The sequence below is a fragment of the Aeromonas sp. 82P genome (assembly GCF_051919365.1).
GTDB lineage: Bacteria > Pseudomonadota > Gammaproteobacteria > Enterobacterales > Aeromonadaceae > Aeromonas > Aeromonas veronii.
Genome location: NZ_JBQBEV010000001.1, coordinates 1,511,957 through 1,538,915, shown reverse-complemented (window position 1 = coordinate 1,538,915; position 26,959 = coordinate 1,511,957). Strand labels below are relative to the sequence as shown.

22 protein-coding genes and 1 pseudogene are annotated in these 26,959 nt (G+C 61.4%); 14 read left to right on the top strand and 9 right to left on the bottom strand.

Annotated elements, in window-relative coordinates; translation table 11 throughout:
* Positions 1-3,375, bottom strand: coding sequence for an AAA family ATPase (locus ACTG2S_RS07225; RefSeq protein ID WP_274160683.1), 3,375 nt, complete (start codon positions 3,373-3,375; stop codon positions 1-3).
* Between the two features lie 213 nt (positions 3,376-3,588).
* Here ACTG2S_RS07225 and cysZ point away from each other — a divergent pair, with 213 nt between their 5' ends.
* Both cysZ and ACTG2S_RS07215 read left to right on the top strand, forming a co-directional pair.
* Entirely contained in the window at positions 3,589-4,353 is a 765-nt protein-coding gene (gene cysZ / locus ACTG2S_RS07220) for a sulfate transporter CysZ (protein ID WP_047435742.1), read from the top strand.
* 146 nt (positions 4,354-4,499) lie between these two features.
* The gene (locus ACTG2S_RS07215) at positions 4,500-5,114 is read left to right on the top strand and encodes a trimeric intracellular cation channel family protein (RefSeq protein ID WP_005338456.1); all 615 of its coding nucleotides are present in this window, start codon (positions 4,500-4,502) and stop codon (positions 5,112-5,114) included.
* Positions 5,115-5,199: 85 nt separating this feature from the next.
* Here ACTG2S_RS07215 and ACTG2S_RS07210 read toward each other — a convergent pair whose 3' ends face one another.
* The 4 genes from ACTG2S_RS07210 to ACTG2S_RS07195 form a co-directional block, all read right to left on the bottom strand.
* Positions 5,200-5,451 carry a DUF3862 domain-containing protein gene (locus ACTG2S_RS07210; protein WP_274160682.1) on the bottom strand — a complete coding sequence of 84 codons (252 nt, stop codon included), beginning with the start codon at positions 5,449-5,451 and terminating at the stop codon, positions 5,200-5,202.
* 47 nt (positions 5,452-5,498) lie between these two features.
* On the bottom strand, positions 5,499-6,044 hold the full coding sequence (locus ACTG2S_RS07205; RefSeq protein ID WP_005338458.1) for a DUF882 domain-containing protein: 546 nt from the start codon (positions 6,042-6,044) through the stop codon (positions 5,499-5,501).
* A gap of 164 nt (positions 6,045-6,208) precedes the next feature.
* Positions 6,209-7,693, bottom strand: a complete 1,485-nt coding sequence (locus tag ACTG2S_RS07200; RefSeq protein WP_042657994.1) for a L,D-transpeptidase family protein — start codon at positions 7,691-7,693, stop codon at positions 6,209-6,211.
* Between the two features lie 92 nt (positions 7,694-7,785).
* On the bottom strand, positions 7,786-8,550 hold the full coding sequence (locus tag ACTG2S_RS07195; protein ID WP_439982214.1) for a substrate-binding periplasmic protein: 765 nt from the start codon (positions 8,548-8,550) through the stop codon (positions 7,786-7,788).
* A 323-nt stretch (positions 8,551-8,873) separates the two neighbouring features.
* On the opposite strand from ACTG2S_RS07195, the gene ACTG2S_RS07190 reads away from it, so the two are divergent.
* From ACTG2S_RS07190 to ACTG2S_RS07170, 5 genes are all read left to right on the top strand, one after another.
* The gene (locus ACTG2S_RS07190) at positions 8,874-9,419 is read left to right on the top strand and encodes a hypothetical protein (RefSeq protein WP_042058565.1); all 546 of its coding nucleotides are present in this window, start codon (positions 8,874-8,876) and stop codon (positions 9,417-9,419) included.
* Positions 9,420-9,474: 55 nt separating this feature from the next.
* On the top strand, positions 9,475-10,482 hold the full coding sequence (locus ACTG2S_RS07185; RefSeq protein ID WP_439982213.1) for a glycosyltransferase family 2 protein: 1,008 nt from the start codon (positions 9,475-9,477) through the stop codon (positions 10,480-10,482).
* An 8-nt stretch (positions 10,483-10,490) separates the two neighbouring features.
* Positions 10,491-10,862 carry a GtrA family protein gene (locus tag ACTG2S_RS07180; RefSeq protein ID WP_005338463.1) on the top strand — a complete coding sequence of 124 codons (372 nt, stop codon included), beginning with the start codon at positions 10,491-10,493 and terminating at the stop codon, positions 10,860-10,862.
* Positions 10,862-12,028, top strand: coding sequence for a hypothetical protein (locus ACTG2S_RS07175; protein WP_439982212.1), 1,167 nt, complete (start codon positions 10,862-10,864; stop codon positions 12,026-12,028). The genes ACTG2S_RS07180 and ACTG2S_RS07175 overlap by 1 nt, the downstream gene beginning before the upstream one ends.
* Before the next feature lie 229 nt (positions 12,029-12,257).
* Positions 12,258-14,369, top strand: a complete 2,112-nt coding sequence (locus ACTG2S_RS07170) for an alpha-amylase (protein ID WP_439982211.1) — start codon at positions 12,258-12,260, stop codon at positions 14,367-14,369.
* A 75-nt stretch (positions 14,370-14,444) separates the two neighbouring features.
* Here the strand turns inward: ACTG2S_RS07170 and ACTG2S_RS07165 are convergent, their stop codons facing one another.
* Positions 14,445-15,071, bottom strand: coding sequence for a glutathione S-transferase (locus ACTG2S_RS07165; RefSeq protein WP_201955244.1), 627 nt, complete (start codon positions 15,069-15,071; stop codon positions 14,445-14,447).
* Between the two features lie 170 nt (positions 15,072-15,241).
* Here ACTG2S_RS07165 and ACTG2S_RS07160 point away from each other — a divergent pair, with 170 nt between their 5' ends.
* From ACTG2S_RS07160 to ACTG2S_RS07145, 4 genes are all read left to right on the top strand, one after another.
* Positions 15,242-15,886 carry a response regulator gene (locus tag ACTG2S_RS07160; RefSeq protein ID WP_076492859.1) on the top strand — a complete coding sequence of 215 codons (645 nt, stop codon included), beginning with the start codon at positions 15,242-15,244 and terminating at the stop codon, positions 15,884-15,886.
* A gap of 113 nt (positions 15,887-15,999) precedes the next feature.
* On the top strand, positions 16,000-16,596 hold the full coding sequence (locus ACTG2S_RS07155) for a TetR/AcrR family transcriptional regulator (protein WP_274160677.1): 597 nt from the start codon (positions 16,000-16,002) through the stop codon (positions 16,594-16,596).
* Positions 16,597-16,678: 82 nt separating this feature from the next.
* Positions 16,679-17,569: an alpha/beta hydrolase gene (locus ACTG2S_RS07150; protein ID WP_274160676.1), complete on the top strand. Its 891-nt coding sequence runs from the start codon at positions 16,679-16,681 to the stop codon at positions 17,567-17,569.
* Between the two features lie 112 nt (positions 17,570-17,681).
* Positions 17,682-18,827 carry a patatin-like phospholipase family protein gene (locus ACTG2S_RS07145; protein WP_274160675.1) on the top strand — a complete coding sequence of 382 codons (1,146 nt, stop codon included), beginning with the start codon at positions 17,682-17,684 and terminating at the stop codon, positions 18,825-18,827.
* Positions 18,828-18,855: 28 nt separating this feature from the next.
* Here the strand turns inward: ACTG2S_RS07145 and ACTG2S_RS07140 are convergent, their stop codons facing one another.
* Entirely contained in the window at positions 18,856-20,808 is a 1,953-nt protein-coding gene (locus tag ACTG2S_RS07140; protein WP_005338473.1) for a monovalent cation:proton antiporter family protein, read from the bottom strand.
* Between the two features lie 118 nt (positions 20,809-20,926).
* Between ACTG2S_RS07140 and ACTG2S_RS07135 the strand changes: the two genes are divergently transcribed.
* Positions 20,927-21,829: a GGDEF domain-containing protein gene (locus ACTG2S_RS07135; protein WP_043818917.1), complete on the top strand. Its 903-nt coding sequence runs from the start codon at positions 20,927-20,929 to the stop codon at positions 21,827-21,829.
* Between the two features lie 83 nt (positions 21,830-21,912).
* Here the strand turns inward: ACTG2S_RS07135 and tilS are convergent.
* A pseudogene (tilS, locus tag ACTG2S_RS07130) lies at positions 21,913-23,268 on the bottom strand (tRNA lysidine(34) synthetase TilS).
* A gap of 180 nt (positions 23,269-23,448) precedes the next feature.
* Between tilS and ACTG2S_RS07125 the strand changes: the two are divergent.
* Both ACTG2S_RS07125 and ACTG2S_RS07120 read left to right on the top strand, forming a co-directional pair.
* Positions 23,449-25,482: a M13 family metallopeptidase gene (locus ACTG2S_RS07125; RefSeq protein ID WP_274160673.1), complete on the top strand. Its 2,034-nt coding sequence runs from the start codon at positions 23,449-23,451 to the stop codon at positions 25,480-25,482.
* Between the two features lie 58 nt (positions 25,483-25,540).
* Positions 25,541-25,984, top strand: a complete 444-nt coding sequence (locus ACTG2S_RS07120; RefSeq protein ID WP_274160672.1) for a PliI family lysozyme inhibitor of I-type lysozyme — start codon at positions 25,541-25,543, stop codon at positions 25,982-25,984.
* Positions 25,985-26,060: 76 nt separating this feature from the next.
* On the opposite strand, the gene pdxY is transcribed toward ACTG2S_RS07120, so the two are convergent.
* Positions 26,061-26,921: a pyridoxal kinase PdxY gene (gene pdxY / locus ACTG2S_RS07115; RefSeq protein WP_042079858.1), complete on the bottom strand. Its 861-nt coding sequence runs from the start codon at positions 26,919-26,921 to the stop codon at positions 26,061-26,063.
* Positions 26,922-26,959: the final 38 nt, after the last annotated feature.

The following is a 26,959-nucleotide window of genomic DNA, read 5'->3' as shown; positions in this document are numbered from 1 at the left end:
CTAGTTTTGCTCAGCCAAAGCGACGGCTTCACCGATATCGACCGACACAATGCGAGAAACCCCGGGCTCTTGCATTGTGACGCCAACCAGCTGCTCAGCCATCTCCATGGAGACCTTATTATGACTGATGTAAACGAACTGTACTGTGCTCGACATCTCTTTGACAAGAGAACAGAAGCGACCGACGTTCACTTCATCGAGCGGTGCATCCACCTCATCCAGCAGACAAAAAGGTGCTGGGTTGAGTCTGAAGATGGCAAAAACCAGCGCAAGCGCGGTTAACGCCTTCTCCCCCCCGGAAAGCAGGGCAATGGTAGCATTCTTCTTACCCGGAGGTCTCGCCATGATGCTCACTCCGGCCTCCAAAAGATCATCGGAGGTGAGCTCAAGCCAGGCACTGCCCCCACCGAACACTTTTGGAAACAGGGATTTTAAATCTTCGTTGACCTTATCGAAAGTGTCCCGGAACCGTATTTGTGTCTCTTTATCAATTCTTTTAATGGCTTGGCTCAAGGTTTCCAGCGCTTGCTCGAGATCCTGACACTGATTTTCAAGATAGGTTGCCCGGTTTTTCGCCTCTTCGTACTCCTCCAGCGCCGCCAGGTTGATGGCGCCAAGCGCTTCCACTTGCGCCTCCAGGGTCTGGATCTCCTGCCGCAGCTTGCCGCGATCTGCGGCGATCAGCACCGCCTGATCGAGATCCACCAGCCTCACCCCAAGCTCTTCGAACTGCTCATGCAGCCCCTGTCGACGGGTGAGGTTGCGTTCGCGCTCAAGGCGCAGAGTTGCCAGCTTCTCCTGCAACGTCACCAGCTGCTTGTGATCGGCACTTCTGGCCTGCTCCAGCTCACCGAGCTGGCGCTCCAGCTCCGCAAGCCGTTGATGGCAGGCGAGCTGCTGCGCCTCCAGATTACGCTGCTCGGCCAGCAGGGGCGCCAGATCCGGCACTGCCTCGCTATCCGGCCCTTTCAGCCCGGCCAGCTCCAGCCCGAGCCTCGCCAACTCCTCTTCGCCCAGGGTTATGAGTTGGCGCAAATTGCCCAACTCCAGTTGCAAACGCTGGCAGGCCGCTTGTTGCTGCTCGCGGCGCGCACGGGCCTCGTCGACCGCCCGCTCGCAGCGGGTCAGCAGCTCCTGAGCGAGCTGCAACCCTTGCTTCAGCGGCTCCCCCTGCTCCTGCAACTCGGCAAGGCGTGCCTCATCGAGTTCCAGTTGTTCACGGGCGCTGGCCAGTCGCTCTGCCTCTTCGGCCTGCTCCTGATCAAGCCGGATCAGCTCTTCGCCGAGCTGACCGAGCCGCTGCAACCGCTCCTGCCGCTGACCCTGTTGCAGGCTCCAGGCTTCGCGCAGTTGTTGCCATTTCTGCTCTTGCTCGCGCAAGGTTCGCTGCGACAACTCCTGCGCACTGGCAAGCTGGGCGCGCCGGGCATCGGCTGAGACAAGTTGCTCGCTCAGCTGTGCCAGCCCCGCGGCAACCTTCTCCTGCTCGGTATGCAACCGCTCACGCTCACCCAGCAGCGCCATGGTGCCAAGCGCCGCGCCCTGTCCCAAATCTGCCCAGTTTGGCCCCAGCCAGTCGCCAGCAGGAGTCAGTACCGACTCACCGGCCGCAAGGCTTGGCTGGCGGGCCAATGCGGCCTCCCGGCTCTCCACCAGCCAGATGGCGTTGAGGAAGGCAGGAATATGCGCACCACCCAGTTGCGCCGCCAGCGTACCGGCAACCGCCGGTTGCGCCGGGCCAATCCAGAGTCCCTCTTGCGCCAGATTGCACTCGTCCGCCGGCGTTGCGGTGAGCCAGCGACCCAGCACCTTGTCGAGTGCCTGTGCCCACTCGGGGGCAACCTGCAACCGGTCGGCCAGGGTCGCCCCCTCCATCTGCTCGCCGAGGATCTGATCCAGGGTCGCCAGCCGCGCCTCCAGCTCCCGTTGCAGGCTCAACTGCTGGCCATGCTGCTGCTTGAGTTGTTCATGGGCGTCGACCGCCTGTGCCAGCTGCTCGGTCAGCTCGCCATTGGCCGCCCGTGTCAGCTCCAGCTCACCACTCAGGGCATCGAGGGCCGGTTGCAGATCGTCGGCCTCTGTGCCGAGGGGGCCAGCGCGTTCATCTTCCAGCTTGAGGCGGGCCAGCCGGGTCTTGGCTTGCAACTCCTGCAAGCCACCCAACCGGGCACGAGTCTGGTTGAGCTGGCCCTGCAACCCGGCCAACTGTTGCTGCCACTGCTGCTGGCGCAAGCGGGCCTGTTCCAGCTGCTCGCTGGCGTGCTGGCGGGCCTCCTGCTGCTCGGTGAGCAACTGCTCACACTGCTCCAGCCGGGCGCTCTCCTGCTCGGCGCGCAATACCCCTTCGGTCAGTTGATCCTGCTGGCTGGCAAGCTGCGCCTTGCGGGTGGCGATCCGTTCGCCCAGCGCCTCTGCACGGGCCTGCCAGTCGCGCCCCAGTTCACTCTGGTGCAGTTGCTGTTGTTCGAGGCGGGCGATAGCCTGCCCACCGAGAAAAATCTGTTGCTGACGGCTCGCCTGCTCGGCTTGCGCCTCTTGTCTGGCGACCGACAGGGTGACGTGGCGCCCCTCATCGGCGGTGCGCTTGGCATCGAGCGCCGCCAGCGCCTGCTCGGCCTGCGCCAGTTCGGTTTTGGCCTCGCCAAGGCGCGTCTCCAGCGCCCACAACTCGGAGCCAATCAGCTCGGCACGAGCAGCGCGCGAACGACTCTTGAGCTGTTTGTAGCGCTCGGCTGTTTCGGCCTGGGCTTTGAGGTGGTCAAGGCGCGAGCCCAGCTCGCCGCGAATATCGCCGAGGCGCTCCAGATTTTCCTGGGTGTGGCGAATGCGCTGCTCGGTCTCGCGGCGCCGCTCCTTGTAGCGGGAAACCCCGGCGGCCTCTTCCATAAAGAGCTTGAGATCGGCCGGACGCGACTCCACCAGTCGGCTGACAGTGCCCTGCTCGATGATGGCGTAGCTGCGAGGGCCAAGACCGGTGCCGAGGAAGAGGTCGGTCACATCCTTGCGGCGGCACTTCTGGCCGTTGATCTGATAGTGGTTGGAGCCGTCGCGCAGCACTTCGCGGCGCACCGAGATCTCGGTAAAGCGGCCGAACTCGCCGGGCACCCGGTTATGGGGATTGTCGAACACCAGCTCGACCGAGGCGCGCCCGTGTGCACTGCGATTGATAGAGCCGTTGAAGATAACATCGGTCATGTTCTCGCCGCGCAGATGGCGGGCTGAGCTCTCCCCCAGCACCCAGCGCACCGCGTCGATGACGTTGGATTTGCCACAGCCGTTGGGGCCCACCACGGCAGTCATGTCTGCCGACAGTTCGATGCGGGTCGGCTCGACGAACGACTTGAAGCCGGCGAGTTTGATCAGTTTCAGACGCATGGCGACCTGTATCAGTGGCTAAATAAAGAGGATGCGGGCAGGTGACTTTACCAAATCCAGACCCGGCTTTGTTTGTAATATGCAGGCATCATCCCCATTCATGCCCGATTTTTGGTCTCCACGGCACGAAATAAGGAATAGTCGGCGACTTTACCAAATCAAAGGCTTGTTTGTAATATGCTGGCAGTTCTCCCATGCATAGATGGAGCTCACATGAGCCAATCACCCCATATGGTCAAAGATTCAATCAGCGGTGCAGACTACTTTCTGCGCGGTTTTTCCCTTATTCGCCAACCTGGCATCCGCACCTTTGTGCTGATCCCCCTGCTGGTCAACTTCGTGCTGTTTGCCGGGGCCTTCTATGCCCTGTTGCTGCAACTGGACGGCCTGTTCGCCTGGCTCCACCAGCAGATCCCCGCCTGGCTCGACTGGCTGGACTACCTGCTCTGGCCCATCGCCCTCATCACCATACTGGTGGTCTTCTCCTTTATCTTCAGCTCGGTTGCCAACTGGGTAGCCGCCCCCTTCAACGGCCTGCTGGCGGAGAAGGTGGAGCAGATCCTCACCGGCCAGCCCGCCAATGACAGCGGTGTGCTGGATATCGTCAAGGATGTGCCACGCACCTTCGGCCGCGAATGGACCAAGCTGAAGTATTACCTGCCCAAGGCCATTGGCTGCCTGATCCTGTTCCTGATCCCTGTGGTGGGCCAGACCCTGGCGCCGGTGCTCTGGTTCCTGTTCAGCGCCTGGATGATGGCGATCCAGTATGTGGATTATCCCTTCGACAACCACAAGATCGACTTCATCACCATGCGCGATGCGTTGAAGCAACGCCGCGGCAAGTGTCTGAGCTTCGGCGCTTTGGTGACCCTCTTCTCCGCCATTCCGGTGGTGAACCTCTTCGTGATGCCAGTCGCCATCTGTGGTGCCACCGCCATGTGGGTCGATCACTACCGGCAGGAGCAGTTGGGGCGCTAACCCTTGAACATTGATTAGAAAAAGGCACCCGAAACGGTGCCTTTTTCGCATTTAGCATGAATTAAATTAATGCATGCATTCGATAGCTTGTCCCATATGACACGAGTTGGTAGGATTCTGGCCTTTCTCGTTCCCTGGGATATCTCATGTTACATGCACTCTTCTTGGTTGGCCTGGTGGCCGAAGGGATGACCGGCGCGCTGGCCGCGGGTCGGCGACGGATGGACCTGTTTGGTGTGGTGATCATCGCCTCGGCGACGGCCATCGGTGGTGGCACCATTCGTGATGTGCTGCTCGGCCACTATCCGCTGCTCTGGATTGAACATCCGGAATATGTGCTGCTGGTTGCCGCAGCTGCGATGGCGGGTGTGGTCTCCGCCCCCCTGATGCGCTATCTCGGCAAGCTGTTCATGGCCCTTGATGCCCTGGGACTGGTGGTCTTCTCCATCTTCGGTGCGGCCCGGGCGCTGGATATGGGCCACGGCGCCGGTATTGCCTGCATCATGGCGGTAGTGACCGGGGTCTTTGGCGGGGTGCTGCGGGATCTGCTCTGCCAGCGCATTCCACTGGTATTTCGTCGCGAGCTCTATGCAGCCATTTCGCTGATCACCGCAGCGCTTTACTGTCTGGCGCTGGATCAGGGCTTGCCGACCAACTGGGCCGCGTTCGGTTCCATCGGGATCGGCTTTGTACTACGACTGCTGGCGGTTCGCTTCAAGTGGGGTCTGCCCACCTTCAACTACCAGTACGCGACCCACTGAGTACGCCAGCTTCTGGCGAGGCGGGTTGAATTGCGAGCAACAAAAAAGCGCCCGAGCGGCGCTTTTTTCATGGACGGTCTGCGACTCAGTTAATCCCTTCCGAGCTGAAGAAGGTCGCCTTGTCGGCGATAAAGCGGACCTTGATGTTCTTCCCTTCCCCGCCCCAGAGGCAGCTGGTAGTGCCCAAGGCATCATCACAACGCTCCGCCTTGCCCAGAATGGTGCTGGCCTCGGCGTAACTCATCCCCATCTTCAACTGGTCGTAATTTTCACGGTTGAGCTTGCTGCAACCGGTCAACAACATGGCTATCAGACCGCCAATCACTATCTTTTTCATCGCTATCTCCTCTCTGGTGGGAAGAGCTTGGCAGTTTGCCAACCCCTTTACCAGCTGCGCACCGGGCCGGTATCGAGGTGAACGAAGTTATCACGGGGATAGTAACCAACCCCACCCACCTTGAGCTGGAGCGCCGCCTTGCGCAGATGGGCCAGCTGTACGCCGGGGATCCGCACATCCACCGCCTGCCCCAGGGTGTGGTAGCTGTGCTTGGCCACGCCGCGGCTCTTGTGACGCTTCTGGCGATTGGTGGCCGGAGCGCGATAGCCGGAGATCAGCTGAATTTCGCTGCGCCGACCCAGCTTGTGCTGCAACAGGAACAGCTGATCAAACAGCTTCTTGTCGATGTTGAACACTTCATTGCGCCGGTAATCGCGGAAGATGTGGTTGAGCTCGGCCAACCCGTCGCTCAGATAGTGGCCGTTCTCCCAATAGCTGGCGCGCACCCGCTCGCCGGTATTGAGATTAAAGAAACTGAGTTCACGCCCGGTGGTACTGCGGCTTGCCAGTGCAGGGAAGGAGATCAGCGAGCTGCCCAACAGGCAACCGGCTCCCAGCAACAGGCGACGTCGACTTATCTCTTGTTCCAGCATAAGGGGTTCGTCCATCGCAGATTCAAGCGAAAATAGGTGAATAAGCTCACTGAGTGAATGTCATACAGGCGCTTGAAACTACCCTCCGGCGGGGGGGCCTGTCAAACCTCAATCGCCCACAGAAAAGCCCGGCACAGGCCGGGCTTTTCACTCTGTGGCAGGGATCACAGCAGGCGGCTCTGGAAGCTGACCCGATCAAATCCGTAGATGTCGTTGCGCAGTTGCTGGCGACCATTTTCGTCGATCCAGCTGCTCCAGTAGACGGTAAAGACCGGGATCGGCGTGGTGAGCGGCAACCATTTGGTCTGGCTCTCCTTGAGGATATTGGCCACCTTGTCCGGCTGATAGCGGGAATCGGCCAGCAACAGCTCGGCCAGATCGTCCGCATGTTCCACCCGGATGCAGCCCGAACTGAAGGCGCGCGCCCCCTGCTCGAACAGCGCCTTGCGCGGAGTGGAGTGCAGATAGATGGCGTCATTGTTGGGCAGGTAGAACTTGTAGCGCCCCAGGGCATTGTGATCACCCGGTTTTTGCCGCAGGCGATAGGGGAAACCGGCGGCCAGCGCCTGATGCCAACCCTCTTCGGTGAACTGCACCGGGTTACCCTCGCTGTCGATCACCTCGAACTGCTCACGATTGAGGTAGGCAGGATCACGGCCGAGCTTGGGCAGAATGTCCTTGCTCAGGATCGAGCGCGGCACATGCCAGGAGGGGTTGAGCACGATGGAGCGAATTTCGCTGGCCAGAATGGGGGTGGCCCGCTGCTCCTTGCCGACGATGACCCGGCTGGTGAACACCTCGTTGCCGGACTCCACCACACTCAGGCGGTAGTCGGGAATATTGACCAGCACGTAGCGGCCAGCGGCGAGCTGATCCACCAGATCGCGACGCCACAGGTTGCGCAGCAGCAGGCTGGCGCGCACTTGCGGGCCGGTATTGAGCCAGGAGCGAGTCTGACGGCCGATGATGCCATCAGCGGTAAGGCCATGACGACGCTGGAACTGTTTGATGGCCTGCTCGGTATCGCCATCGTAAATCAGATCACCATGGCTCGGGGCACTGTCGCCCAGCTCGTTGAGCATGGCGCGGATCTGGCCAAGCTCGGCGGCGCTCTCTCCGGCCCGCAGGGTCGGCATATCAAGGGTCGGCCACTTGCTGGCCATCGGCATCGCCAGCAGCTTGTGCACTTTGGCCCGCACCGCCTCGTATTCCGCCACCTGGGGGCGCAGGGATTTCACCTGGGTGAGCAGGTCATCACTGCCGGGCTTGGTCACCACAGGGCGATTCAAATCGAGCTTGAGGGTCTTCATCTGCTCGCGAGAGACCAGATCCATCCCCCGCCAGGCATGCTGGAAACGGCTCAGCTTGGCAAAAATGTCATCATAGATGGCGCCACGCTTGGCGGCAGGGGCGGCCTGCAGGCGCTTCCACAAGGTGAAAAAATCGGGGTGCAGCTGAGCCAGCACAGCCTCTTGCAACTGCTGCTCCAGCTCGACACGGGCCTGTTCGGCCCGACGGCCCTGATACCAGTCATGCCCGGTTTCACTGGCCGCCACCACAACTTGTGCTTCGGTCGCATGTACCGCGCCAGCGGGCAAACATCCCAGCCACACCAGATTGGCAAGGGCCAGCCAATACTTCATCCCCATGGGTACCTCAAAACGGTTTGTTCACTCTGTCGGGCCTGACAAGCAGACCCGATGCTCAGGCCGCTCATGATGCGTGAACGGCCAATACTTTGCTAGCGCCCGGGGGCATAACGCTGCCAGATAATGTCATACGCATCTGTCTCCTTGAACCGCGCCAACGCCTGATTGAATTGTTGCAAGAACTGCGGCGAAACGCTGCGCTTGCCCAACATAAAGAAGCTCGGCGATTCAGATACCACCATGGGGTGGCTGGTGAACAGACCGCTCAGCCCCTCCTTGTTAAGGGCGCTGGGTGTCGCCAGCATGTCGCCGAGGAAACCGTCGATGCGCCCGCGGGCCAGCTTCTCGTAATTCTGCTTGTCGCTTACCGCACTCACCTGTTTGGCATATCGGCCGAGCAGCGACATCACCTCATCCCCATAAAAGTACTCTTTGGTGACGCCGAGGGAGTACCCCTTGGCCAGCCAGCTCGCCAGATCCTGCTCGGGATAGTGGCTGCCCTTGCTGACCCACAGCAAGGTGCGTCCCGGGTTGTAGGAGTCGGAAAACCAGGCATAACGGGCGCGCTCATCGTTGATGTTTGCCTCCATTGCCATGTCTATCTCGCCGAACTCCATCTCATGCAGTACCCGCTTCCAGGGCAGCTCCACATAGTTGACCTTGCAGTGCATGGCGGTGAGCACGGCCGTCAGCACCTCGACGGCATAACCGCGCACCTGTTGCGGTGAGTCAGCCTCATAGTAATGGTAAGGGGGCCAGTTATCGTAACCGACCTGAATGGGCTCGGGGCAAAGCGCCTTGGCAAAGGCCATTGGCGCCCATAATCCAAACAGCAGAGAGAGGGAGAGCCACTTCATAGGTCATCCTTGACGAAAAGGTGAGTCATCATAAATCGCCCCCTGCAAAATGGCGATAGAGGCCAGCGGACTATCGCATCCGCTAGAAAATGACGCAGCAATGTATCTCTATCTGCCAAACTGCCTGCCGGAGCGCCCCTTGCCACTGGCTACTTGCGCCCCGCCAGCCTTGTTTGACCAGCAAACAGCAACATTTGGAACAGAGGGAAAAAGGGGTTAATATGTGACCAAATATTTTTTTGTGATCCACTATGCTTTTTTTGCAATTGGATTAGCATATGCGCGACATCGGCCTACCAATTCTGTCAGGCGTAGAGAGTGATATGACGTACAAAAAGTTCGGTTTTTTGACTGCCATTCTGGCGTTAAGCGGTTTTTATCTTTACACCCTCTATCTGGCTGCTCACCCCAACGTGAGCCTGGCCTACAAACTCTATTATCTGGAAGGCAAAACCCGCTTCTGGGAACACAACTCCAGCATGACCTATCAGCCGGGTAACGAGCTCAATCTGACCAAGCCGAGCCGCTTTCTCTCCAGCGAAGGCTGGGCCAAGAAGCCGAGCGATGAAGGCACCCTGCTCAGCGGTCAGGGCGGTCTCTATTTCGTGCTGCCCAAACAGGCGGCCAATCCGGATCAGCTCACCGTACACGCCCGCATCAACAGCCCGCAAGCCGGGGCCCTGTTGAAAGTGGCGCTGGGTCACGACTTCACCACCACGGTGAAACTGGCCAAGGCGGGTATCAACGAAATCCGTCTCAGTCTGCCCGGCGACTCGCTCACGGCAGACCCCAAGCACCCCAATTTTCTGGCGCTCTCGGCCCCGACCCCCATCAATGTGCAGTCGGTACGTTTGACCGTAGCCCAGTGATCCTTGCCCCGAATACCATTTTATAAAAACAACTATCCCAAATAAGGACGTTCTTATGTCGCATCCAGATTTTCGACTCTCTCTGGTCGTTCCCGTTTACAACGAGGAAGAGAGCATCGATGCCTTCATCAACGCGATAGACAACGAACTGGCCCCGCTGAAAGACCAGCTTGAAATTGTATTCGTCAACGATGGCAGCCGTGACCGCACCCGTGAAGTGGTCGAACAGGCCATCGCCCGTGACCCGCGCGTGACACTGGTCAACCTGGCGCGCAACTTCGGTAAAGAGGCGGCCCTGACTGCCGGTCTGCATCAGGCCAAAGGGGATGCCATCGTGCCGATGGACGTGGATCTGCAAGATCCTCCCGCCCTGATCCTGGAATTCGTCAAACTGTGGCAGACCGGTGACTATGACACCGTCTACGGCATCCGCGTCGATCGCAGCGCCGATACCCCGATGAAGCGCCTGACTGCCGGTGGCTTCTACCGCTTCTTCAACGCCCTCTCCACCAGCACCAAGCTGCCGGAAAACGCCGGTGACTTCCGCCTGATCGACCGTCGCGTGGTCGAGGCGATCAAGCTGCTGCCGGAGCGCAACCGCTTCATGAAGGGTCTGTTTGTCTGGGCCGGTTTCCGTGCCGTTGGCGTCCCCTACGAGCGCCCGGCCCGTCACGCCGGTGAAACCAAGTTCAACTACTGGAAACTGTGGAACTTCGCCCTTGACGGTCTGCTCAGCTTCTCCAGCTGGCCGCTGCGGGTCTGGAGCTATGTGGGTGTCGGCGTCTCCTTCGTCGCCTTCCTCTACATCCTCAAGATCGTGACCCAGGTGGTCTTCTTCGGCATCGACGTGCCCGGTTACGCCTCCCTGATGTCTGTAGTGCTGTTCCTCGGCGGTATCCAGCTGCTGTCGCTCGGCATCATCGGCGAGTACATCGGCCGCATGTTCGTGGAAGTGAAACAGCGCCCGGTCTACCTCATTGAAGGGGTCTATGGCCAGTATGCCAAGCAGGATGCGGCCAAACCGCAGAGCGCTGACAGCAACCCGCAAGAGCAGCAGGAGTAAGCGCCTCAATGATCTCCCGCGAGGAATTCTGGCGGCTGGTACGTTTCGGTTTTGTCGGCGGGGGGGCTACCCTCGTCGACCTTGGCACCTCCATCGCACTGTTTCATACCTGGCCCACCATCTCGGAGCACCTGGTTACCACGCTGGCTTTTGCCATCGCGTTCTGGTTCTCCTTCTTTGGTCACCGCTACATCACCTTCCAAAAGCAGGGAGCCGCCAGCAAGTTTCTGCTGGTCGCCCTCTTCTCGCTGGCGGTGCGTAACCTGATCCTGAGCGGCCTGCTGTTTGCAGGGCTCTCCGGTCTGCTGCCGGTGGTCATCGCCACCCTGACCGTTACCGTCCTCACTTACGTTCTCTCTCGCGTCTGGGTTTTTGCCTGATGAATGATATGACTAATACTGTCCCGCTAACCGGGGCTGCACTCCCCTATCGCCCGTCACTGCGCATCAGCGGTCGTGACTGGCTGATGATCATCGCCGCCTTCATGCTGAGCCGGGTGGCGCTGTATGGCATGGGCTACTTCGGTGTCCAGCTCTATGGCTCCCCCGACATAGGCCCGCTGCAGGCCTATTGTCAGTTCGACTGCGTCTGGTTCCAGCGCATCATCGAGAACGGATACGATCTCTACCCGCGTTGGCTGAGCAAGGGCAATGCGGCCAACTGGGCCTTTATGCCGCTCTATCCGATGGTCTCCGGTGCCATCTCCAACCTGTTCAATGTCGAGAGCCTGATCGGCCTCATCATTGTTACCAATATCTCCTTCTTCGCCAGCCTGCCGCTGATGCTGCTGGTGTTGCGTCAGCTCAAGCTGGGGGACGATACCGCCCGCTTCGGCGTCTGGCTGCTCGCCTTCTCCCCCTTCTCCGCCTACTTCGTCTCCGGTTATACCGAGTCGACCTTTATGGCGCTGATGCTGGGGATGTTCCTGTTCGCCTATCGGGAGCAGTGGCTGATGGTGGCTGTGCTGGGGGTCTGTATCTCCGCCACCCGCAATCTGGGGGTGATGATGGTCTTCCCGGTGCTGATCCTGGCGCTGCAGGCTTACGGCTGGCGGGAATTTTTCCACTTCACCGAGCGCGCCTTCAAGGTGGTGTTCACCCTCTGGATGATCCCGTTTGGCCTGTTTGCCTACATGGTCTACCTCTATCATCTGACCGGCGATGCCTTTGCCTTCAAGCACATTCAGGTGGCGTGGGGTCGCTACATGGACAGCCCGCTGGACTGGTGGCTGAGCGGTTTCGAGCTGGGCGGCCGCAAGGCTTATCTCTCCATCATGGTGATCTTCGGCTGGTGCCTGAACGGCTACCTGTTCAGCCAGAAACGCTGGGCGGAAGCGACCCTGATGTTCATCTGCTGCACCATCCCGCTGATGACCGGCCTCAACGCCATGCCACGCTACATGTTCGGGCTCTACCCGACCCTGCTGGCCATCATTCTGCTGACCCATCGCTGGCCAGCCATCCGCCCTGCTGTGCTCTGCATCAGCGGCATGGTGGCCTCCTTCATCGCGGTGGCCTTCGTCAACTTCAAGTTTTTCACCGTCTGATGTGACGACAATGCCTGATACACCAAATGCCGGTCACCTGACCGGCATTTTTTTATGGCCGCTATTTTTATCGACAAAGCATCCCACCACTTCCCCGTCACACTTTCCTCGGCTTGAAAACGTAACCATTTGAACTGATGTCACAAATCGGCGTTTTGCCGATCCAAGGCGCGCTTTGCTGCTCCTAGAATGGGCCCTTGTCCGAACTGCCCTGCTCAAGGAATGGCTTATGCGTCGTGCTCATCACTTATCCCCTCTCTGGCTCGCCCTGCTGGCCGCCCCTCTGTTCATCCAACAGGCGATAGCCGCCCCCGAGGTTCGCCTCTATGTGGATGGTCAGCCGGTGGCGACTCCGATCGCGCTGGACAAGGGCACGGTGGAGCTGACCCATCCCCTTGCCAAGGGGAGCCACCAGATCCGCATCAGCGACGCAGGCAACAGTTGCGGCACCAGCTTTGGCCCGAGCGAGAGCAAGCAACTTCCCTTCGGCACCGCCCAACCAATGGACAAATGCAGTAAGGATCAGAGCTTTACCCTGCGGGTGATGCTGGCCGGGGAGTATCAGTTCACCTTCAACCCGGATACTCCCAGCCTCAAGGTGCTGCGGGCGACCAAGAAGAGCGAGTTCAAGCGCCAGCCACCACAAGAGCCCTGCATCAGCTGGAATGGCGGCCCGGTCACTGTGTCGCTCAAAGGGGTCTGGCCCGACGGCACCCGACTGCGGGATGCCTACTCGAAACAGGAGGCGGAGGTCAAACAGGGCAAGCTGACCCTGACCCCGAGCAAAGAGAGCGGCGGCCTGCTGCTGCTCGAGCCGGTCAAGGCAGCCAAGTCAGCACCGTTCAGCTGGGATCATGCGAGCGTCTATTTCCTGCTGACCGATCGCTTCCACAACGGCGACCCTGCCAACGACCACAGCTTCGGCCGCCAGAAGGATGGTCAGGACGAGGTGGCCACCTGGCACGGCGGTGACTTCAAGGGGCTGACCGAGAAGCTCGACTACATCAAGAGCCTCGGCATGAACGCCATCTGGATCACCCCCATGGTGGAGCAGGTGCACGGCTTTATCGGCGGTGGCGAGCAGGGCAACTTCCCCTTCTACGCCTACCACGGCTACTGGGCGCTCGACTTCACCAAGATTGACCCCAACTACGGCGATGAAGAGAGCCTGAAAACCCTGGTGGACGAGGCCCACAAGCGCGGCATGCGGATCATCCTCGACGTGGTGATGAACCACGCCGGTTACGCCACCCTCGCCGATCTGCAAGATCTCGGGCTCACCGAACTGACCCAGAACAGCAGCAAACTGCCAACCGTCTGGAACCAGTGGCGCCCGAGCGGCGGCCTTAACTGGCATGGCTACAACCAGTTCATCGACTATCAATCACCCGCGTGGAACAAGTGGTGGAGTGGTGACTGGGTGCGCGCCGGTCTGCCCGGCTACCCGCAGCCCGGCACCGACGATGTCACCGGCTCGGTGGCGGGGCTGCCGGACTTTCTGACCGAATCGGCCAAACCGGTAGGGCTGCCGCCATTGCTGGCCGCGAAAAAAGACACCCTCGCCAAGGCGCTGCCCGACACTACCGTGAGTGACTATCTCATCGCCTGGCACACCGACTGGGTGCGCCGCTTTGGCATCGACGGCTTCCGCGCCGACACCGTCAAGCATCTGGAGCCCGAAGTGTGGGCCAAGCTCAAGCAGGCGGGCACCGCTGCACTCAAGGAGTGGAAAGCCGCCAACCCGGACAAGGCCCTCGACGCTCTGCCCTTCTACATGGTGGGTGAGGTGTGGGATCACGGGGTGGCCAAGGATTTCTGGTATCAGAACGGTTTCGATTCCCTGATCAACTTCGACTATCAGCGCGAGTTTGCCCTGCCCCAGGCCCAGTGCATGGCCAGCGCCGAGCCCACCTATGCCAGCTACGCCAGCCGTATCAATCAGGATCCCGAGTTCAACGTGTTGAGCTACATCAGCTCCCACGACACCAAGCTGTTCTTTGGCGACTATCAGGATGTGCCGCTACAGCGCCGGGTCGCCAACAGCTTTATGCTGCTGCCGGGCGGCATCCAGCTCTACTACGGCGACGAGTCCGGCCGCGGGCTTGCCAAGGATGGCGGAGTGTTCGATCAGGCGTTGCGCTCGGATATGAACTGGCAGGAGCTGGCCAGCGGAGACAAGGCTGAGCTGGTCAAGCACTGGCAGCAACTGGGCCAGTTCCGCGCCGCCCATCCGGCCATTGCGGCAGGCAGTCACCAGAAACTCTCGGATGCACCCTACGCCTTCGTGCGGGAGAAGGGGGATGACAAGGTGGTGGTGGTCTTTGCCGGTCGGCAGAAGTAACCCTTGAGCCACATTGACCAGCAACAGAGAGGGGAGCCACTGACTCCCCTCTCTCGTTTATCTATCTGCCACGGTTCACTGTGGCTGGCGCGCCGCCGCTGGCCACTGCAACCGCGCCTTGACCAACATCTCTTGCCACAGAGGCCAAGAGAGCAGCGCCTGCTGATAGGCTCCGGCCTGACCGGGCAACAGGATGCCATAGCTGGCCAACCGATAGGCCATCACCGCATAGAAGGCATCGACAATGCCCGCCTCGCCAAAGTAGAAGGGGCCCCGCGCCTGCGACCAGATCTCCTGCAAACGGGCCAGCTCGCCGACCGCCTCCACCGGGGGATCGATACGGGTTGGTGCCCCAAGAAAGAAGGGGAGCAGAGAACGGATCTGCCGAAATCCTGCATGCAACTCGGCGCAGAGGCTGCGAGCCTGTGCCCGCTCGGCCAGCGAAACGGGATAGAGCTGACGGTCGGGACAGAGCTCGTGAACATATTCGGCGATGGCCAGCGAGTCGTGAACCCGCACGCCATCGTGTTCGAGCCAGGGCACCAGCCCAGCCGGTGCCAGCCGCTTGAGCCGCGCCAGCGACTTGGCATCCTCCAGATCGAACACCTGCTCCTGCCACGTCAGCCCGCTCATGGCGAGCACCAGTGCCGCCCGCATCGCCCAGGTGGAGCCGGTGCCCACCGCCAATACCAAGGATCCCATCTGTTGCCTCCTGCATGAGTTGCCTGCGACCGGCCGATCTGCCCTGATGGCAAAACATCCGATGGTCGCTTCACATTTGCGCACCGGCGGGTTTGACCCTCTTGGTGAGCGATGCTAGTTTGATTTTTCAAAACAATCAGTTAGCAACAATGTGAGCCATTAACCGAAATATGGACAGCCAATTTACCATCGTCATCGCAGATGACCACCCCCTGTTTCGGGGCGCCCTTTACCAAGCGGTGCACATGGCCATCAACGACGCTCAATTGCTGGAAGCGGACTCCATCGACAGCCTGACCAACCTGCTCGGCGAGCACCCCGAGGTCGACCTGTTGCTGCTCGATCTCAAGATGCCGGGAGCCAATGGCTTCGAGGGGCTGGCCCACCTGCGCGGCCAGTATCCCGACCTGCCTATCGTGGTGGTCTCCGCCTCGGAAGATGCGGCCATCATCCAACAGGTGCTGCGGCTCGGTGCGCTCGGCTTCATTCCCAAATCGGTGCCGATGAAGGAGCTGGTCAACGCCCTCAATACGGTGATCGGGGGGGATAACTGGGTGCCGGAAGGCATCTCGCTTCATCCCGAATCGGAAGATGGCCCCGATTTCGCCAGCAAGCTGGCCAGCCTCACCCCCCAGCAGTACAAGGTGCTGATCATGCTGCGCGATGGCAGCCTGAACAAGCAGATCGCCTGGGAGCTCAATGTCTCCGAGGCCACCATCAAGGCCCATATCACCGCCATCTTCAGAAAACTGGGCGTCAAGAACCGCACTCAGGCAGTCATCGCCCTGCAACAGCTCGATATCAAGGAGAGCTGAACACCGCGCGCAGTGACACGCGCGAGACGACATAGCCAGCCATGCTGGCTATTTGTTGCTCGACAATTAGCACGATCGTACTTTATGCTGCCAGCGCCAACGAGGAGAGAGTGATGAGCAAGGGGCGCCTGACCCGGGAAAACATTTTACAGAAAGCCTTTGAGCAAGCGAGCCAGCAAGGGCTGGAGAGCCTGACCATCGGCTCGCTGGCCAGCGCCTGCGAGATGTCCAAAAGCGGCCTGTTTGCCCACTTTCAATCCCGAGACAATCTGCAGATAGCCGTGCTGGAGTACGCCGCCGAGGTGTTCCGGCTGCGGGTGATCCAGCCGGTACGCCAGCAGGAGCACCAGAGCCAGCACGACAAGCTGATCGCCCTGCTGCGTGCCTGGCAGGCTTGGAACCACTGCTTCGCCGGACGCTGCATGTTCCTCGACGCCTGGACCTCGGTGCAGGATGGCCATGAGCAAAAGAGCCAGGTGCAGCAAGCCGCCCGGCAACTGGTGCGCTTCTGGCTCGACTATCTGGCCCGTCAGGTGGTGCAGGGTCAGGCCGCAGGCGAGTGGCGACGCGAGATGGATCCCTGGCGCGCCGTTTATCGCCTCTATGGCCTCTATCTGGCGGATCAGGTGTTCAACGATCTCGAACTGTGTCAGGATCCGGCTCGCCACTTCTGGCCCGAAGTGGATGCTCTGCTCGCCAGCTGGCGCTGATGTTTTAGCATCCGTTCAACACGACTTTTTAAAAACCGACAAAAAAGCACGACCGTTCGCACATAAAAACCACAGGATGACCATGAGCAGCAAGATCTACTTCAACACCCGCCGCTTCAGCCCGAGCAAATGGCTGCTGGGGATCGGCACCCGGTTGCACCACAGACTCGCCCCCACCCATGCCAAGCGCACCGCCAGCAAGTTGCTGCTCACCCCCCAGCGCAACCAGCGCGGTGGCCACGAACCAGCCGGTCTGGTGAAGCAGGCCGTCCATACCAGCGAAGGGGTATTGATGAGCTATCGGCTCGGTCAGGGGCCGCTGTGGCTGCTGATGCACGGCTGGTCCGGCAGCGCCAGCCAGTTCTATCCGCTGATGAGCCATATCGCCGCGCAGGGTTTCACCGCAATTGCCTACGATCATCCGGCCCACGGCCAGAGCGCAGGCAACACTGGCCACCTGCCCCGCTTCGTACGCGCCTTCGACGAGCTGGCGACCAAGCTGGCGACCAAGCTGGCCAGCGAAGCAGGCCCGCTGCACGGGGTCATCGCCCACAGCATGGGAGGCGCCGTCACTCTCTCCAGCCGTCAGCCGGGTATCGATACCCTGCCGCTGCTGTTGATTTCACCGGTGCTCGACTATGTGCCCCAGCTCTACGGCATGGTGGCACGCTCCGGCTACTCCATCCGGTTGTTCGATGCGGTGGTCAAGGAGATTGAGCAAGAGTACCAGCACCCCTTGAGCACGGTCGATCCGCTGGGGCGGCTCGCCAGTCGCAGCGGCGCGGCGATGATCGTGCACGACGAGGAGGACAGATTTGCACCGCACGGCGATTCCTTGCGGGCCAGTCAGGATGGTCATACCCGGCTGGTGAGCACCCGGGGACTGGGCCACGGTCGCATCCTCGCCAGCGCCCCGGTATTCGCCGCCTTCGATCAGCTGGCGCGACCGGAAAATCCTCACCGCGCCCTTTGACATGGGGCCATGAAAAAAACGGGCAAGCGCCCGTTTTTATATTTGATACAGCGCCTTATAGTTAATTTGTCAGTGGGAACATTCTTGTCAGAACACGATAAGGCGCCAGCATATGGCCAGACCCAATACAGCATTGTTGCTCACCGGTGGCGGTGCTCGCGCCGCCTATCAGGTCGGCGCCCTCAAAGCGATTGCGGAGCTCTACCCGCGCAATCTCGGCATCCCTTTTCCCATCCTGTGTGGCACCTCGGCGGGGGCCATCAATGTCACCGCGCTGGCCTGCTACGCCTCCTGCTTCCATCTGGGGGTGCGCAAGCTGGAGTGGGTCTGGCGCCGCTTCGAGACCCACCACATCTTCGATTTTCATCCCGGTCGCCTGCTGTGGCGGCTGATGTACGAGGGGTCGGCAGGGCTGATCAATCCCCACACCAACCACGCCTTTCACCTCTTTGACAACGCGCCGCTGCACCGCCTGCTGGATCAACTCATCGACTATCACCGCATTGATGACAACATCCTCTACGGCAGTCTGGAGGCACTGGCCATCACGGCATCGGATTACGATGACGGCCTCTCCACAACCTTCTTTCAAGGGCGAGCCGACCACCATCCTTGGGAGCGAGCCAGACGACGCGGGGTACGCACCGTGCTTACATCTGAGCACCTGCTCGCCTCCTCGGCATTGCCCTTCGTCTTTCCGGCCACCCGGATCGGCGAGAAGTTCTACGGCGACGGATCCATCCACCAGCTGAGCCCGCTCAGCCCCGCCATCCATCTGGGTGCGGAGCGGCTCCTGTTGATCACCCTGGATCCGCCAGCGCACTCGGCGCCGACCCATCATCACGGCCATCTCACCAGCTCCAATATCGCCAGCCATCTGCTCGATACCGTCTTTACCGACACTCTCAACTCCGATCTGGAGCGGCTGTGGCGCATCAACCAGACTCTGGATCTGATCCCGGAGCGGGAACGCAACCGCCTCAAGCTGAAGCGGGTGGAAACCTGCGTGCTGAAACCGAGTCAGGATCTCGATACCATCGCACTGGCCTACCTGCGCAAACTGCCGCTAAAGTTGCGCCGCCTGTTGCGGGTGCTGGGTGTGAAGGGGGATGAGACCAGCAGTCTGGCCAGCTTTTTGATGTTCTATCCGGGTTATTGTCAGCAGCTGATCAAGCTGGGCTATCAGGACACCCTGAGGGAGCGGGAGCGGGTCGTCGCCTTCCTCGATATCGAAGGGCTACCAAAAGAGCGGGAATAAAGGGCGCGGCCGATGAGTCCGAGGGAACTCAGCGCCCCTCCAGCAAACGCTGCTCCGCCTGCTCCATCGCCACCACGGTACCAAACAGGATCAGCCGATCGCCAGCCGCCAGCACCAGCTCGGGTCTGGGCTCTAGGCTCTGATCCCCGCGCTGCACCTCCTTGATCCGCACCTCATCGAGCGGCAGCTCGCGCACTTCACGACCTACTGCCCACGCCTGATCGTGCAGCAACAGCGGATGGAGGCGTTCAAGCAGCTGATCTGCCTCCAGATTGCTGGCGCTCTGATCCCCCCAGTAGAAGCCGTGCAGGAAGCGATACTGACTGCTGCGCTCCAGCTCCATCCGACGGATCACCCGGCCGATAGGGATATCGCAATTGAGCAGCAGGTGGGAGACCAGCATCAGGGCCCCCTCCTGGGATTCGGGGATCACCTCGAAGGCCCCCGCCTGCTTGTACTGCTCCAGAAAACTGTCATCGCGGGTACGCACCAGCACCTTGAGATCCCCCGCCAGTTCGCGGATCAGTGCCAGCATCGCCTCCACCCGCTTGCGATCATCGAAGGTGATGATCACCAGCCGTGCCCGCAACAACCCGGCGGCCAGCAGAATATCGCGGCGGCTGGCGTCGCCAAAGGCCACCTGCTCCCCCGCCAGCTTGGCCTCGCTCACCCGCTCGGGGTCGAGGTCTAGGGCCAGAAAAGGGATCTCCTCGATCTTGAGAAAGCGGGCACAGGTCTGCCCGGCCCGGCCAAAGCCGGCGATGATGACATGCTGGTTTTTGCTCAGGCCCGACTGGGCCACCTCGGAGCGGGTCAGCAGCGCCGGATCGGTGAGGCTGCGGGCCAGCGAATGGGCCTGGGTCACCAGCCAGGGGGTCATGGCGATGGAGATGATGCCGATGCCAATAAGCAGGGAGACCAGCTGCTGATCCAGCAGGCCGTGGTGGAGCGCCAGTGCCAGCAGCACGAAGCCGAACTCCCCCACCTGACTGAGCATGATGCCGGCGGCCATGCTGTCGCGCTTGCGCTCCCCCATCAGCCGCCCGGCCAGCAGCACCAGCAAGGATTTACAGAGCACCAGCAGCACCACGCAGATCAGTACCTGCCACCATGCCCGCGCTACCAGCTCCCACTCCATGGCCATGCCGATGGTGATAAAGAAGAGCCCCATCAGCACGTCGCGAAAGGGCTTGATGTCCACCTCCAGCTGATGACGGTAGTGAGACTCCCCCAGCATCATCCCAGCCAGAAATGCCCCCAGCGCCATCGACAACCCGAGCGAATGGGTCATGTAGGCAGCCAGCAGTGCCACCAGCAGGGCACTCAGCACGAACAACTCGTCGGAGCGGGCTCGCGCCACCTCGTGAAACAGCAGCGGCAGCAACCACTTGCCCACCGCCAGCAGAGTGAAGAGAGCAAACAGCCCCTTGAGGGTGGCCCAGGCGATCTCGGCGGCCAGGGCGCTCCCCTGCACTTCCGGCTGGGCGAGGATCGGGATCATCACCAGCAGGGGCACCACCGCCAGATCCTGAAACAGCAGCACGCTCACCCCCAGCTGGGCGCGGCGGGTATGGAGCTGCTTCTGCTCGCCGAGCTGCTTGATCACCACAGCCGTCGAGGAGAGCGCTAGCGTCCCCGCCACCACCAGCGACTGGGCCAGACCCAACCCCCACCACCAGCCGATGGCGAAGAAAAGCAGTGACGTGAGCAGCACCTGCAACATCCCGACCCCCAACACCAACCGGCGCATCGCCAGCAATTTCGGCAGAGAAAACTCCAGCCCCAGCGAGAACATCAGAAAGACGATCCCCAGCTCGGCAATGGTCTGCATGATCGACTGGCCGGTGATCACCGCCAGCCCGTGGGGGCCGAGCAAGACGCCGGCAATCAGGTAGGCAAGGATGACCGGCAAGCCGAGGCGCCGGAAAGTTGCCACCAGCAGGACGGCGGCGAACAGCAGGATCAACAGGTCGGTGTACAAATTTCCCTCTCCTTTTATCGACTTAAGCTTAGTCAGCCGATCTGGCGGGCAGGAAAGATATATTGGGCATGCCAATTGCAGGGAGGAGACAGTAGTCAGGTGTTACAGGTGGAAGACCATGGAAAATACGTCGTCACTTAATGGCTTTAGCCATGGCATCGAGCAGTGGGTTCGCCAGATGGAGCGGCTCACGCCGTTGCCCAGCGTTGAACGCAACCAGTTGCTCGAGCAGTTGTTGGGGCAGAGCGATCTCGGCGGTCTGCTGACAACTTTTGCCGATCGTGCGGCAAGAATTGTCAGGATCCACGGTCTCTACCTCGATTGTGGCCAGCCCCATGTGCTGATCCAGCACCCGCCGCTGGCCACCCTCAACCTGCACAACTATCCGTTCGAACTGCGCGGTCAGCATGGCCAGCTGCTCGGCCAGCTCCACTACGAGCTGGAACATCCGATGAGCGGCAGCCAGCAACGGGTACTGATGCAATACCATCAGCTGCTCTGCCTGCTGCTGCCCCTCTATCTGCGGCTGGAAAAACTGGATCAGCTGGTCAGGCTCGATCACCTGACCGGCCTTGGCAACCGCTCCTACTTTGACGAGGCCATCGGTCGCGCCATCGAACAGCACAGCCGCGAGCCCCACGGTCTGGTGCTGGTGCTGCTGGATCTCGATCGCTTCAAGCAGATCAATGACACCTGGGGCCATCCGGTGGGGGATCTGGTGCTGAGCCGCTTCGCCCAGCTGCTCAAGGGGTGTATCCGCAGCACGGATCAAGCCTTCCGGCTTGGGGGAGATGAATTTGCCCTGCTGCTGCAACCGGCCGAACCCGAGGCGTGGCGCCCGGTCTGGCTGCGACTGCAGCACATGCTGATGACCAACAAGGAGCTCAGCACCTTCTCGGTCGGATGCAGCCTTGGCGCCGCCAGCTGGCAATCCGGGGTCGATGTGCCGAGCCTCTACGAGGCGGCCGACAGTCACCTCTACGCCCGCAAGAAAGCAGGCAAGGCCAGCCCTAACGAATAATCCCGAACTCTTCTTTGCTCCGGCACATGCGCGCCATGTGACCGGAGCTTCTTTTTTTGGGGTCCCCGCTCACACCGATCACCTCAGGAAAGATCCTGCTCGGGCAAAACCGGAGCTGCACAGCTCCCCTGCCAGTGGCACACCAGCCCGGCCCCCTGCGCCATAAAACCGTCGCAGACAAAGAGCCCCACCACCGCCGCCGCCTGCTCGCCATAGTAGAGGATGGGGATGCGCCCCCGCTGCCACGAAGGCACGCCATACCTGCAGCAGCTTCTTCATCCGCCGACTGCCGCTTCGCCCCACCGGTTTGAGGGGGATCCCGGGCACTACCTGAAAACGCACCGAGAGCGGCTCGTCCGGCCGGGGGGAACGCAGCAGATCCTCGCCGTGCTCCGCCATGCGCACCACCAGCTCGCCCAAACCGTCCGGCAGGGCCAGCGGCTCACCCACGGTCAGCGGCAATACCTGATGGCAAGGTTGCAGGTCAGGGCTCACCAGATAGAGTCGCTCCTGAAAACGGCGGCAGCTCTGGTGCCCCCAGTTGAGCTGGGGATTGGCATCACCGCGCGCCAGCGCTACCTCCTGCCACAACCGGGCAAGCTGCTCGCGGGATGGCATCTCCCCCCCTGACGGCGGATCCAGTAGCGCAGCAGGTTGTTGCGCCGGGTGGGTGAAAGGGCGTGCAGCGGGCCGATATGGAGCGCCTCCCCCTCGCCCGCCAGCTGCCAGTCACTCTCTGCCAGTTCGTCCAGCAGCGCCTCCTGCTCGGCGCACAGGGCCATGCTGCGCGCCGCAGTCTGGGCCATGGCGGGCCAGCGCGCCTTGAGCTGGGGGATAAGCGTCTGGCGCAAAAAGTTGCGGTCATAGCTCACGTCCTGATTGCTCTCATCCTCCACCCAGCCAAAGGGGAGGCTCGCCGCCGCCTCGGCCAGCTCGGCGCGACTCATATCGAGCAGCGGCCGCAGCAACAGGCCGCCAGCAAAGGGCTGGCTTGGCAGGATCCCCGCCAAGCCGCGCAGACCGGCGCCGCGCTTGAGGGCCAGCAGCAGGGTCTCCAGCTGATCGTCCTGATGGTGGGCGGTGAGCAGCCACTCCCCCTCCCGCATCCGGGCGGTCAGACGCTGGTAACGGGCGGTACGGGCCTGCGCCTCCAGACTCTCGCCATTGCCGCGGGCCAGAGTCACCCGCTCGACCAGCAGCTCCACCGCCAATTGCTGACACACGGCTTCACAATGAGCGACCCACTCATCGGCATGGGGACTGAGGCCGTGGTGCACGTGCAGGGCGCGAACTGGCAGGCCATGCTCGCGGGCATACTGCGCCGCCAGCACCAGCAGCAGGGTGGAGTCGAGGCCGCCACTGAAGGCCACCAGCAGACCGGTGGAACCTTCCGGCGCTGGCATAGTCAGACAAAAGCGAGAATAAAGATGAGAAATCATAGGCTTCCCCAAAACGGACCGGCCGATCTTAGCAGAGTCGGGCTTATCAAGCTGCAACCCTGCTGCTAGAGTGAGGCTCGCCCGCCCTCTCCACCAGGCTGGCCGCAAGGCGGTCGCACAACCGGTTGGAGCAAGGAAGATGGGCAGGGAAGCAAACAATCCGAATTGGAATCAAACAAGATGAACAATAAGAAAAGCTTACTGGCCGGCCTGATTGGACTGGCCCTGCTGGCTGGCTGCAGTCAGGCACCGCAAGACTCCCCCAAACACTCCGGGCTGGCGCTGGCCAATATGGACACTCAGGTCAAACCCGGCGATGACTTCTTCCGTTACGTCAATGGCAAGTGGCTCGCCACCGCCAAGATCCCCGACGATCGCCCCGCCGATGGCGCCTTCTACATGCTGCGGGACAAATCCCTCGCCGATGTGCGGGTGCTGGTCGAGGGGCTGGCCAAGCAGGAGGCCGCCACCGGCACGCCGACCCAGCAGATCCGCGACCTCTACGCCAGCTATCTGGATCAGGCAGGCCGTGACGCCAAGGGGCTTACCCCGCTGGCACCGGCGCTGGCCGACATCGATCGGATCGGTGATCAGGCCGCGCTGGCCCGTGCCTTTGCCCAAAGTGGCCGCATGGGCGGCGGCGCGCCGTTCGGCATCTGGATCGATGCCGATGCCAAGTCCCCTGACCGCTATGCGGTCTACCTCTACCAAGGGGGCTTGGGGCTACCGGATCGGGACTACTACCTCAAGCAGGATCCCGAGAGTCAGGCCCTACGCCAGAAGTACCAGCAGCATATCGCCGCCATGCTGAGCCGCCTCGGTGAGTCTGACCCGAGCGGCAAGGCCAAACGGATTCTGGCCCTCGAAACCCGGCTCGCCACCATCCAGTGGGACAACGTCGCCCTGCGGGATCGGGAGAAGAACTACAACAAGCGCTCCGCCAGCGAACTGGCACGGCTCGCCCCCCATCTCGACTGGCAGGCCTATCTCAATGCCGCGGGCATTGCTGGCCAGCCGGAGCTCATTATCGGTCAGCCAACCTATCTGAGCGCGCTGGATCAGGTGATGGCCCAGACCCCCATTGCCGACTGGCAGGCCTACCTCAAGTGGCAACTGTTGACCGACTACGCCCCCTATCTCGACAGCGAGACCGACCGCGCCAACTTTGCCTTCTACGGCACCACATTGAGCGGCACGCCCAAGCAGCGCGCCAGCTGGGAGCGGGCGCTCGGGGTGCTGAACGATCATCTGGGTGAAGCGGTCGGCCAGCTCTATGTGGCCCGCTACTTCCCGCCTGCGGCCAAGGAGCGGATGGAGCAGCTGGTGGAGAACCTGCGCACCGCCTACGGCCAGAGCATCAAGGAGCTCGACTGGATGTCGCCCGAGACCAAGGCGCAGGCCCTCGAGAAGCTGGCCAAGTTCCGCCCCAAGATCGGCTACCCCGACAAGTGGAAGGATTACAGCGCCATCGCCATCAAACCGGATGATCTGGTGGGCAACCTGCAACGCTCGCAAGCCTTTGAATACGCAGACAGTCTGGCGCGCCTCGGCAAACCGGTCGACCGGGACGAGTGGCACATGTCGCCGCAAACGGTGAACGCCTACTACAACCCGAGCAACAACGAGATCGTCTTCCCGGCGGCCATTTTGCAGCCCCCCTTCTTCGACATGACGGCGGATGATGCGGTCAACTACGGCGCCATCGGCGGGGTGATCGGCCACGAGATGGGCCACGGTTTTGATGATCAGGGGGCCAAATCCGACGGCGACGGCATGATGCGCGACTGGTGGACACCGCAGGATCTCAAGGAGTTCCGCTTCCGCACCAGCCGTCTGGTGGCCCAGTACAACCGCTTCGAGCCGATCAACGGTCAGTTCGTCAACGGCCAGTTCACCCTGGGGGAGAACATCGGCGATCTGGGCGGCCTCACCATCGCCCACAAGGCCTACGAGCTGTCGCTGGATGGCAAGGAGGCGCCGGTGCTGGATGGCTTTACCGGCGAGCAGCGCTTCTTCCTCGGCTGGGCGCAGGTGTGGAAGGGGATGTATCGCCCCGAGCTGATGCAGATGCTGCTGCGCTCCGACCCCCACTCGCCCCCCGAGTACCGGGTCAACGGCGTGGTGCCGAACATTCCCGCCTTCTACGAGGCATTCAACATCCAGCCGGGGGACAAGCTCTATCTGCCACCCCAGAAGCGGGTGAAGATCTGGTAGCAACATCACGGCGGGCTCCCCGGGAGCCCGCACTCAAGAGACAGCAAGAGGTTGCAAGATGAACAGAGCATTGATGATGGCGGGGCTGCTGGCCCTGCCGCTGGCGGCACAAGCACAAGCCGAAGAGGGATTTAGCAAGCAACTGACCCTCCCCTCCGGGCAGGTGATCCGGGTGGCGCAGGGGGCCGGTGAGCCCGCCTCCATCGGCAGCTATGACGTGCGGCTCTATTCGGGCCAGAACGCCCAATTTCCACTGGATGAGTTTCAGGATGGCAAGGTGATGGCCCGCAACGGCTTTATCCGGGAGCTGAAACTGGTCGATTTGAATGGCGACAAACAGCCCGAGCTGGTGGTCATCATCGAGAGCGCTGGCAGCGGCAGCTATCAGGATGCCGATGCCTACACCGTCAGCCTGCAAGGGGAGCTGGAGATCTTCAATCAGGTCAAGGAGCTGGAGCCCAAAGAGGATGTGGTCAAGGCGCTCAAAAGCCCGCAGGACTAAGCCCTCTCCTCGAATCTGCAATGTAAAAAGCCCTGATGATCAGGGCTTTGTTGTTTCTGCTGTTGGTACAAACAGCTCAGAGGCGGGTCGCCCGGATGGAGACCTGCGGCAGCGCCATCTCGTGCTGGGCCGCCACCAGTTGCAGCTCGTAGGCCCCCGCCAGCCAGGTGCGAGCCAGCACTGCATCAACGCTGGCGTTGGTAAGCTCGAACGCCGCTACCGGGGTACAACCCGCCAGCAGATTGGCCAGCATGGTGGCGCTCAGCAGATCCCCCACCCCGATGGGGTGGCGAGCAAAAGGGTAGAGCGGGCGGGAGAGGTGAAAAGTCCCCTCCTCGCACACCAGCAGCATCTCGAAGCGGTCCATGGCAAAGCCGGCCTTGCCCAGATGCTTGACCATCACCAGCTTGACCCCTTGCGCGCGCAACTGCTGGCACGCCTCGATGGCCTCCGGCACATTGCGGATATCGCGGCCGGTGAGCTGTTCCAGCTCCAGCAGATTGGGGGCCAGCATATCGGCACAGGCCAGTGCCCGGTGTTTCAGAAAATCGGCGACGCCGGGTGCCACTATGCACCCCTTGTCGGGGTGACCCATCACGGGGTCACAAAAATAGAGGGCGGCCGGATTGAGCGCCTTGAGCCGGGCCACCGCCGCCAGGATCTCCTCCCCCTGTTCGGCCGAGCCGAGGTAGCCGCTCAAGATCGCATCGCACTCGGCCAGCACGCCGATCTCCGCCAGACCGTTCACCAGCTGACGGATATGACCGCTTGGCATCACCATCCCCTGCCAGCCTTCGCGGTATTGGGTGTGGTTGGAGAACTGCACCGTGTTCATCGGCCACACCTCGATCCCGAGGCGACGCATGGGAAAAACGGCGGCGCTGTTGCCGGCACAGCCAAAGACTACGTGGGATTGAATGGAGAGCACTCGCTTCATGGTTGGCGACTCACGCAATAAGAACAGGAATTCCGGAG